This window comes from Pseudomonas sp. ME-P-057 (genome assembly GCF_030208975.1).
Classification (GTDB): domain Bacteria; phylum Pseudomonadota; class Gammaproteobacteria; order Pseudomonadales; family Pseudomonadaceae; genus Aquipseudomonas; species Aquipseudomonas lutea.
The window spans coordinates 260,817-270,850 of the sequence record NZ_JARVSX010000018.1 but is presented as its reverse complement, the minus strand read 5'-3'; the positions used below and the strand labels follow the sequence as shown (position 1 = coordinate 270,850).

6 protein-coding genes are annotated in these 10,034 nt (G+C 60.4%); 2 read left to right on the top strand and 4 right to left on the bottom strand.

Annotated features, from left to right (window positions below; all coding sequences use genetic code 11):
- Positions 1-261: 261 nt before the first annotated feature.
- A complete protein-coding gene (locus tag QRN48_RS10280; RefSeq protein WP_285350393.1) occupies positions 262-1,629 on the bottom strand; it encodes a CYTH domain-containing protein in 1,368 nt (455 codons plus the stop codon).
- A gap of 166 nt (positions 1,630-1,795) precedes the next feature.
- On the opposite strand from QRN48_RS10280, the gene argE reads away from it, so the two are divergent.
- Both argE and argA read left to right on the top strand, forming a co-directional pair.
- On the top strand, positions 1,796-2,944 hold the full coding sequence (gene argE / locus QRN48_RS10275) for an acetylornithine deacetylase (protein WP_037016459.1): 1,149 nt from the start codon (positions 1,796-1,798) through the stop codon (positions 2,942-2,944).
- A 129-nt stretch (positions 2,945-3,073) separates the two neighbouring features.
- Positions 3,074-4,372: an amino-acid N-acetyltransferase gene (gene argA / locus QRN48_RS10270; RefSeq protein ID WP_285350391.1), complete on the top strand. Its 1,299-nt coding sequence runs from the start codon at positions 3,074-3,076 to the stop codon at positions 4,370-4,372.
- 950 nt (positions 4,373-5,322) lie between these two features.
- On the opposite strand, the gene gshA is transcribed toward argA, so the two are convergent.
- The 3 genes from gshA to QRN48_RS10255 all read right to left on the bottom strand — a co-directional run bounded on the left by gshA (position 5,323) and on the right by QRN48_RS10255 (position 9,815).
- Positions 5,323-6,909 carry a glutamate--cysteine ligase gene (gene gshA / locus QRN48_RS10265; protein WP_285350390.1) on the bottom strand — a complete coding sequence of 529 codons (1,587 nt, stop codon included), beginning with the start codon at positions 6,907-6,909 and terminating at the stop codon, positions 5,323-5,325.
- 198 nt (positions 6,910-7,107) lie between these two features.
- Positions 7,108-7,491, bottom strand: a complete 384-nt coding sequence (locus QRN48_RS10260) for a PaaI family thioesterase (RefSeq protein WP_037016450.1) — start codon at positions 7,489-7,491, stop codon at positions 7,108-7,110.
- Entirely contained in the window at positions 7,491-9,815 is a 2,325-nt protein-coding gene (locus QRN48_RS10255; protein ID WP_285350389.1) for a Tex family protein, read from the bottom strand. The genes QRN48_RS10260 and QRN48_RS10255 overlap by 1 nt, the downstream gene beginning before the upstream one ends.
- Positions 9,816-10,034 lie beyond the last annotated feature (219 nt).

The window sequence follows — 10,034 nt, the reverse complement described above, 5'->3', positions numbered from 1 at the left end:
CGGCTGAAGCCGGTCCTACGTGTACACAGTATGTTGTCAGTGGGACCGGCTTTAGCCGGGAAGGCTTCGGTAGGCACACTGTAAATTGAGAGTGCTGTCGCTGGCCTCTTCCCGGCTGAAGCCGGTCCTACGGGTACACAGTATGTTGTCAGTGGGACCGGCTTTAGCCGGGAAGGCGTCGGTAGGCCCACTGCAAAAATGAGAGTGCTGGCTAGAGCAGGTCCCACTGAAACAGCATCAGCGGGTCCTGCCGACCGCGGATTACAATTTCAACAACGTCTTCCATGCCCGGCTTTGCAGCACGGTGATGGTTTGCTGCACCCGGGCATCCAGAATTTCATCCGTGATATCCAGGTGCGCCAGTTGCTCAAGCTTGTTCAGCTCGCCATACAACCGGTCCAACTCGGGCAGGTCGAGCGCCTGACGGGCGTAATGCAGCCATACCTGAAGCCGCTCAATACGTGGCAACTGTTCGGCGAGGTCTTCAGGTTGCTGTTGGTAGCGCGGCAGGTTCAGCGCGGTGGCCTCATCGCCCAGGAAACGCGGTACCCAGCTGCTGAGCATCGCGTGGCCCTGACGATTGCCACGGTTGTTGCGCTCGACCGTCCAGCTGCGTTCCATCAGCCAGCGAGAAGTGGTCAGCGAGAACAGGCCCCAGCGAGTGTCCTGCAGCTCTTCGACGAACTGCTCATGCGCGGCGGCACGGACGTCGCCATCTTCCTGACCGGCCAGCACTAGCGTGCGCCAGTCTTCCAGCAAAGCGTCCAGCGCCGCGCGCAGATCGTGGGTTGTCGCGCGCGGAGCGGCCTGACCGAGGCTGCCAGCCAGGGCACGCAGCTCGGCAAGCACTTCAACCCATTCCTGCAACAGGCTCCAGTGACCGTTGAAACGGTACTGCTCGGCCAGACGCTGGCTGCTGCCGAGCAGAAACCAGGCGATGGCGCTGAAAGCGTCGTCCACCGACACTTCACCATGCAGTTCAGGCGCCGGCAGTTTGATTGAGTAGCTGCCGGCGTCGAACAGACGATAGCCACGCTCGGCTTTGCTGATATCGCATGGCATTAGCGGCAGTTTCTCGGCCAGCTCAGCAGCGAGTTCCAGCAGCGCGGCGGGATCACCTTCGCGCAGCTCTAGTTCCAGTTCGCAAATTTCTTCCTGCTGCTTGCCCGCGATCACCTTGCCCAGATCCAGCGCGGCCTCGATCACCACTTTGGACTTGCCACGGCCCCAGGCAATTTCTGCCTTTTCGCGGACAAAATCAGTGGTGAACAGCGGCTTGATGGTTTTCTTATCCAGGTCCGCCAATTGCTCCGGCCAGCATTCGCCGTCGAGCTTCTTCAGATCGAGCTTGGCTTTGGGCACGTCCCAGTTGTACTCGTTACGTTCGGACAGACCCGCCATGCTCTGGCCGCGGGTTTTCAGGGTCTGAATGATCGCGCCGCCGTCACGGCGCAGGCGTAGCGCAACCTTGGCCTGGGCCAGCTCACGCTCAGGGGTGTCGAAGTACTGATTGAACAGCTCAAGCCGCTCCCAGCCGCTCTTGTTGCGCTTCTTCAGCAGCGGGTGCTCGCGCAGGGCTATGAGGGTTTCGCGGCTGACGCGGAGTTTGATTTCGGTTTCTTTGTGCATGGCCGGAGAATCCAAACGCTCTATCGCTGATAACAGGGGACACAGCCGGAATCGACACAGCTGCGTGGGCCGTGCAGTGTACAGGACATCAACCGACACAGTTTATTCATGCGGCCGAATCGACCTATGATGGCTCGCACGTAGCACCCCATCACCGGAGTCGCCTATGCCGTTGCCGTCCCTGAAAGACCAGTTCGCCGCCCTGATCGCCGCTCCGTCCGTAAGCTGCACGCAGCCGGCGCTCGACCTGTCCAATCGCGCCGTTATTGATTTGCTGGCAGGGTGGCTGGGTGATCTTGGCTTTGCCTGTGACATCCAGCAGGTAAGCCCCGGCAAGTTCAATCTGGTCGCGACGTTTGGCACCGGCCCCGGCGGGTTGGTGCTGGCCGGGCACAGCGATACGGTCCCCTACGACGATGCGTTGTGGAAAACCGATCCGCTGAAGCTGACCGAGGTCGACGGCAACTGGGTAGGACTGGGCAGCTGCGACATGAAAGGCTTCTTCGCGCTGGCCATCGAGGCGTTGCGGCCTTTGCTCGACCAGCCGTTCAAACAACCGCTGATCATCCTCGCTACCTGCGATGAGGAAAGCTCGATGGCGGGCGCAAAGGCCTTGGCTGCCGCAGGTGGCGTGCTCGGGCGCGCGGCCGTGATCGGAGAACCGACTCGTCTCAAGCCGGTTCGTCTGCACAAGGGCGTGATGATGGAGCGCATCGAAATTCTTGGCCGCAGCGGTCACTCTTCCGACCCAAGCCTGGGGCGCAGCGCGCTTGAAGCCATGTACGACGCCATTGGCGAGCTCAAAGGCCTGCGTCGCCAGTGGCAGGAGCAATACCGCAACCCGCAGTTCAGCGTGCCGCAACCGACCCTGAACTTCGGCTGCATACACGGAGGCGACAACCCGAACCGGATCTGCGGGCAGTGCTCGCTGGAGTTCGACCTGCGCCCGCTGCCGGGCATGGACCCCGACGTGCTGCGCGACGCCATCAGGCAGAAACTGCACCCCGTTGCCGAACTGCATCAGGTACAGATCGATTACGCGCCGCTGTTCTCGGAAGTGTCCCCGTTTGAAGAAAGTGCCGATGCGGAACTGGTGCGAATCGCCGAGCGTCTGACCGGTCATACGGCCGAAGCAGTGGCATTTGGCACCGAAGCGCCTTATCTTCAGCGCCTTGGTTGCGAAACCATCGTGCTGGGTCCAGGTGACATTGCCTGCGCGCACCAGCCAGGTGAGTATCTTGAAATGTCACGTTTGCAGCCTACAGTGCGTCTGTTACGTCAGTTGATCGAACACTATTGTCTGACGCCTGCGTGAGTCGGCGACTACCCCCGAAATACCCGAAAAAGGAGAGTACGCGTGTTGCGATGCCTGTTCCGACGATAAAGCTCATGCCGTCTTGAGTGTTTTCACCCTTCGTCCATCTACCACAGGCTCCTTTCGGATATGCCCGATTACGTTAATTGGCTCCGCCACGCTTCTCCCTACATCAATGCCCACCGGGATTGCACCTTTGTCGTCATGCTGCCGGGAGACGGCGTCGAGCACCCGAACTTCGGCAATATCGTTCATGACCTTGTGTTGCTGCACAGCCTGGGCGTTCGTCTGGTGCTGGTGCACGGTTCGCGTCCGCAGATTGAAAACCGACTGCAGGCGCGCGGTCTGACGCCGCACTTCCATCACGACATGCGCGTGACCGACTTCGCGACGCTTGAGTGTGTGATCGACGCGGTCGGGGCGCTTAGAGTCGCCATTGAGGCGCGCCTGTCGATGGACATGGCTGCTTCGCCCATGCAGGGTTCTCGCTTGCGCGTCACAGGGGGCAATTTCGTCACGGCGCGCCCGATTGGCGTGCTCGAAGGTGTTGATTTTCAGCACACCGGCGAAGTCCGCCGCATCGACCGCAAAGGTATCAGCCGACTGCTCGATGAGCGCTCCATTGTGCTGCTATCGCCGTTGGGCTACTCGCCCACGGGTGAAATCTTCAATCTGGCCTGTGAGGACGTCGCGACCCGCGCGGCGGTCGATCTGGGCGCAGAAAAACTGCTGTTGTTCGGCGCCGAATCAGGCCTGCTGGACGAGCAGGGCCGTCTGGTACGTGAACTGCGCCCACAGCAAGTGCCCGCGCACCTTCAACGCCTGGGCAGCAATTACCAGGCCGAGCTGCTGGATGCGGCGGCGCAGGCCTGTCGCGGCGGGGTCGCGCGCAGCCACATCGTCAGCTATGCCGAAGACGGCGCGCTCCTGTCCGAACTGTTCACCCGTGCAGGCGGCGGGACGTTGGTGGCGCAGGAGCAATTCGAGCTGGTGCGCGAAGCGTCCATCGGTGACGTCGGCGGGCTTATTGACCTGATCACGCCGCTGGAGGAGCAGGGCATCTTGGTGCGCCGCTCGCGTGAAGTGCTGGAGCGTGAGATCGAGCAGTTCAGCGTAGTCGAGCGAGAAGGGCTGATTATCGCCTGCGCTGCGCTGTACCCCATTGCTGACTCCGAGGCGGGCGAGTTGGCGTGTCTGGCGGTAAACCCTGAATACCGTCACGGCGGGCGCGGCGACGAGTTGCTCGAGCGCATTGAAGAGCGCGCCCGGGCGGTCGGCCTGAAAACCCTGTTCGTGCTTACCACTCGCACGGCGCACTGGTTTCAGGAGCGCGGCTTTGAGCCAAGCAGTGTCGATCGTCTGCCCAGCGCACGCGCGTCGCTGTACAACTACCAGCGCAATTCGAAGATCTTCGAGAAAGCGATATAAGCGGGCGATGAAGGCCTCACATCGGCTTCAAGCCTGACGCCGCTTTTCTATTGTAGGAGCGCGCTTGCCCGCGATATCGGTGTGTCAGGCGACGTTGATGTCGTTGCCGGAATCCATTCGCGGGCAAGCGCGCTCCTACAACCGGGCGGTGTGGTGGCAGAAGGTGAAGTCAGCGGGGACTGAGCGATTCCGCCGGCTTCAAGCCTGACGCCGCTTTTCTATTGTAGGAGCGCGCTTGCCCGCGATATCGGTGTGTCAGGCGACGTTGATGTCGTTGCCGGAATCCATTCGCGGGCAAGCGCGCTCCTACACCTGGATCGAGTCGTGTCAGAAAATGAAGTCAGCGGGGACTGAGCGATTCCGCCGGCTTCAAGCCTGACGCCGCTTTTCTATTGTAGGAGCGCGCTTGCCTGCGATATCGGTGTGTCAGGCGACGTTGATGTCGTTGCCGGAATCCATTCGCGGGCAAGCGCGCTCCTACACCTGGATCGAGTCGTGTCAGAAAATGAAGTCAGCGGGGAGTGAGCGTTTCCGCCGGCTTCAAGCCTGACGCCGCTTTTCTATTGTAGGAGCGCGCTTGCCCGCGATATCGGTGTGTCAGGCGACGTCCACGTTGGTGCCGAAATCCATTCGCGGGCAAGCGCGCTCCTACACCCGGGCGGTGCGGTGGCAGAAGATGAAGTCAGCGGGGAGTGAGCGATTCCTCCGGCTTCAAGCCTTGCGCCGCTCCTACACTCGGATAGGGTCGTGGCAGAAGGCGACGTCAGCCTGCACCGAGCGCTCACGCCGGATATCAAATGGCGCCGATGCACTCACCCGTAGGAGCCGGCTTGCTGGCGAACGCGGTGGTTCAGAGAGAAGAGAGTGACTGATCCGACGCTTTCGCCAGTAAGCCTGCTTCTACAGGTTTAATTGGCGTCGTGTCAGTTGCTGACACGACGCCCTGCCGGTCAGTTACTGATTGCCAGAATGCTCGCCTGATACGCACCCACGAACGTATCAAAATCCACCTTTTCCTCGGTCTGCTCCAGTTCCGCTTGCGCGGCCAGTGACTCACGTGCCGTGGTTTCGAAGCGGCTCTGCTCTTCGGCACTCAGCGGACGGCTGCGGAAGTCTTCGGCGTGGACCTGTGACTGGCGAAGGGAAAAGGCGGTGAAGCCCTCCTTGTGCTCGGTCATGGCGGCGAGGACTTGCGCAGACGGTGTGAGTGAGGCGTCCGCAACCTTCGCCCGCTGAACCTCCAGCGATTTGACGTGCTCATCCGTGCCATGGCTCGCATCAAGCAATTCACAGATCGGCCGGATGGTGTCCAGCATCTCGTTGGCCCAGGCTTTCAGGTCCACCGTCGTATCGTTACGGCTCAGTTGCAGCCCCGGGCGGCGACCTTCCTTGACCACGGTCAGGAAGTTCGAACTGGCGTTCCCACATTCGTTATTCGCCAGTTGCGGGCTGTCGTGCAGCGCGCAGTACAGAATGAACGCGTCGATGAAACGTGACTGCTGAAGGTCTATGCCCACTGGCAGGAACGGATTGATGTCCAGGCAGCGGACTTCAACGTACTGCACGCCGCGCGCGACCAGCGCCTGAATCGGGCGCTCGCCGGAATAGGTGACGCGTTTCGGGCGGATCGTCGAGTAGTACTCGTTTTCGATCTGCAGCACGTTCGTGTTGAGCTGAATCCACTCGCCATCCTTGTGCGTGCCGATTTCGACGTAAGGCGCGTAAGGCGTCGCCACCGCACGGCGAAGGCTGTCGGTGTAGGTCAGCAAGTCGTTGTAGCAAGGCGTCAAGTCCGCCTGGGCATTGCTCTGGTAACCCAGATCGCTCATCCGCAGGCTGGTGGCATACGGCAGATAAAGCGTCTCGGCGTCGAACTGCTCAAGCTGGTGCGAGCGGCCGCGCAGGAAACTGGCGTCCAGGGCCGGCGATGCGCCGAACAGGTACATGAGCAGCCAGCTGTAGCGACGGAAGTTGCGGATCAGCCCAATGTAGCCCTCGGATTGGAAGTCGCGGTCGTCGCCGTCAAAGTTCGCGTCCTGCCGCAGGACCGGCCAGATGGCCTCAGGCAGCGAAAAGTTGTAATGAATGCCTGCGATGCACTGCATGGTTTTGCCGTAGCGCAGTGCGAGGCCCTGACGATAGACGTACTTGAGCTTGCCGATATTGGACGTGCCGTAATAGGCAATCGGGATATCAGCTTCGGCCGGCAACGGACACGGCATCGAAGGGCTCCAGATGTATTCGCTGCCCAGCTTGCTGTAGGCAAAGCGATGGATCTTGTCCAGGCTGTCGAGCGTATCGGCCGGGTTGGACAATGCCGGAGTGATGAACTCCAGCAGCGACTCGGAGTAGTCAGTAGTGATTTGCTCGTTGGTCAACGCGGCACCGAGCGCTTCCGGGTGCGGAGTTTGCGCCAGACGGCCTTCGCCCGTAACGCGCAGGCATTCACGCTCGATGCCATGCAAGCACTTCTCCAGAAGAGAGAGATTGGAGTGCTCGCCAAGCAAGGTCAGGCGGCGGTTGAGAAGTTCGCTCAAGTTGGAATCCTTCACGCGTCAGTCGGCCCTATATGGGGGCGATATGGCGGTCTACAAGGGTGAAGAAAGGAACTGGCGTTTTCGCCTCGTCGATGGCCCTAACGCCGATGCCCGTCGCTGATTGTTCCTGATAAGGAAATCAGAAAATTTCGACACTGCTTAACAGTGCCGAAACTAACTCATAACGCCATCGGACAGCTAGACGATCGCGAACGTGCCCTGCGCTTTGGCAACAAGCTTGTCGTGCTGCCGAACATCGGCCTCGACCACCAGCGTTCGCCGTCCGGCATGCAGCACAGTGCTGGTGCAGATGACTTCGCCGTCGGCCACGGCGCGCATGTAGTTGATTTTGCACTCTACCGTGACGCTTTGCTTATCGAAGCCGTGAGAACTGGAACAAGCCAGCCCCATGGCGATGTCGACCAGGCTGAACAACGCGCCCCCGTGCATGACGTTACCGCGATTGCGCAGGTGCGGTTCCAGTGGCAGCGCCACCACAGCGACACCTTCATCCAACTGCACCACGCGGCAACCGAGCGTCTTGAAATAGGCGCTCTGGGTCAATTCGTCCGGGATGTCCATTAGCGTTTCTTCAACTGCTTGGCGTTGGCGAACAGCGAAGCCATCGCATTATTGCTCGGTGCTGCCGCAGCGGTTTCCTTTCGCGGGGCACTGCTCTGCTGTTGGCGCGGAGCCGCGCCGGGACGGGCGCCGCGAGCACCATCGACTTTCTCTCCGGGGGTATCGCCCATGCGCATCGACAGACCGACGCGCTTGCGCGGAATATCCACCTCCATCACCTTGACCTTCACCACATCGCCCGCTTTTACCGCTTCGCGAGGGTCCTTGATGAATTTCTCCGAAAGCGCAGAGATATGCACCAAACCGTCCTGATGGACACCGATATCGACAAATGCACCGAAGTTGGTGACGTTGGTGACCACGCCTTCCAGAATCATGCCCGGCTGGAGGTCCTTGAGGTCCTCGACACCGTCCTGAAATTCAGCGGTCTTGAACTCCGGACGCGGATCTCGCCCCGGTTTTTCCAGCTCTTGAAGGATGTCGGTCACGGTAGGAAGACCAAAGGTTTCGTCCGTGAATTTCTTTGGATCCAGGCGCTTCAGGAACCCGGCATCACCGATCAGCGAGCGGATGTCGCGATCGGTCTGGGCCGCAATGCGCTGCACCAGCGGATACGCCTCAGGGTGAACGGCCGACGAGTCCAGCGGGTTGTCGCCATTCATGACGCGCAGAAAACCTGCGGCCTGTTCAAAGGTTTTTTCGCCCAGACGCGGCACCTTCTTCAACGCCGCGCGGGTCTTGAACGCGCCGTTCTGGTCGCGGTGGGAAACGATGTTCTGTGCCAGCGTGGTGTTCAAGCCCGAAATCCTCGCCAGCAAGGCGACGGAGGCGGTGTTCACATCAACGCCCACAGCGTTCACACAATCTTCCACAACGGCGTCAAGGCCGCGGGCCAGTTTGAGCTGAGAAACGTCGTGCTGATATTGGCCGACGCCGATGGATTTGGGGTCAATCTTCACCAGCTCGGCCAGTGGGTCCTGCAACCGCCGGGCAATGGAAACAGCACCCCGAATGGAAACATCAAGGTCCGGGAATTCTTTGGACGCCAGCTCGGATGCCGAATAAACCGAAGCGCCGGCCTCAGAAACCATGACTTTGGTCATCTTCAAGCCTGGATACTTTTTGATCAGATCGCCTGCCAGCTTGTCGGTCTCACGACTGGCCGTGCCGTTGCCGATCGCGATCAGGTCCACCGAATGCTTGGCGCAGAGTGCGGCGAGCACGGCGATGGTCTGGTCCCACTGGTTTTTCGGTACGTGCGGATAAACCGTCGCGTAGTCCAGCAGCTTGCCGGTGCTGTCGACCACGGCGACCTTGCAGCCGGTACGCAGGCCCGGGTCAAGGCCCAGTGTGGCGCGCGGCCCCGCCGGTGCGGCCAGCAGCAGGTCATGCAGGTTGTGAGCGAATACATTGATCGCTTCGGTCTCGGCACCTTCACGCAGCTCGCCGAGCAGATCCGTCTCCATGCTGGAGTACAACTTGACCTTCCAGGTCCAGCGCACGACTTCGGCCAGCCATTTATCCGCAGGGCGATTCCGATTCTGCAGACCGAAGCGCTCGCTGATCATCATCTCGCACGGGTGCAGGGTGCCCGGAAGCTCTTCGCCGACCTTCAGCGCCGAGCTCAGGACGCCCTCGTTGCGACCACGGAAGATCGCTAGCGCGCGGTGCGAAGGCATGCTTTTGAGGGGTTCGTCGTGTTCGAAATAATCGCGAAACTTGGCGCCTTCCTCTTCCTTGCCTGGCACCACTCGAGCGCTGATCACGGCTTCGTGCTTGAGGAAGCTGCGCAGTTTTTCAAGCAGCGTGGCGTCTTCAGCAAAACGTTCCATCAGGATGTATTTGGCGCCATCAAGCACGGCCTTGACGTCGGCAAAGCCTTTTTCGGCATCGACGAAGCGCGCGGCTTCAGTCTCCGGCGTCTGGTCGGGGTTGTTGAAAAGCCCGTCCGCCAGCTCGCCCAAACCGGCTTCCAGGGCGATCTGCCCTTTGGTGCGGCGCTTCTGCTTATACGGCAGGTACAAATCTTCAAGGCGCGTTTTGGTGTCGGCAAGCTTGATGTCGCGGGCCAGCTCAGGGGTCAACTTGCCTTGCTCCTCGATGCTGGCAAGGATGCTGACGCGGCGGTCGTCGAGCTCGCGCAGGTAACGCAGGCGCTCTTCCAGATGACGCAGTTGCGTGTCATCGAGGCTGCCTGTGACTTCCTTACGGTAACGAGCGATGAAGGGCACGGTTGAGCCTTCATCCAGTAGCGCGACGGCCGCTTCGACCTGTTGCGGGCGGACGCCGAGTTCCTCGGCGATGCGGCTGTTGATACTGTCCATAAAACCACCTGGCAAATGTGTGTGCATAAAATCAGCTGCTGGCGAACCGCCTTGAGCGAGCGTTGCCTGACTTTGAAGGCGGCGCATTATACCCAGTGCGTCCTGAATAGGGGATTGGCCCGTCGAGACGACGGTTTGAGCCAGCGCGGACAACGTGAATCCAGCGCAAAACACTCGGCAAAAGCACTCATGTGGATTCAGGAAAAATCTGCTAACAAT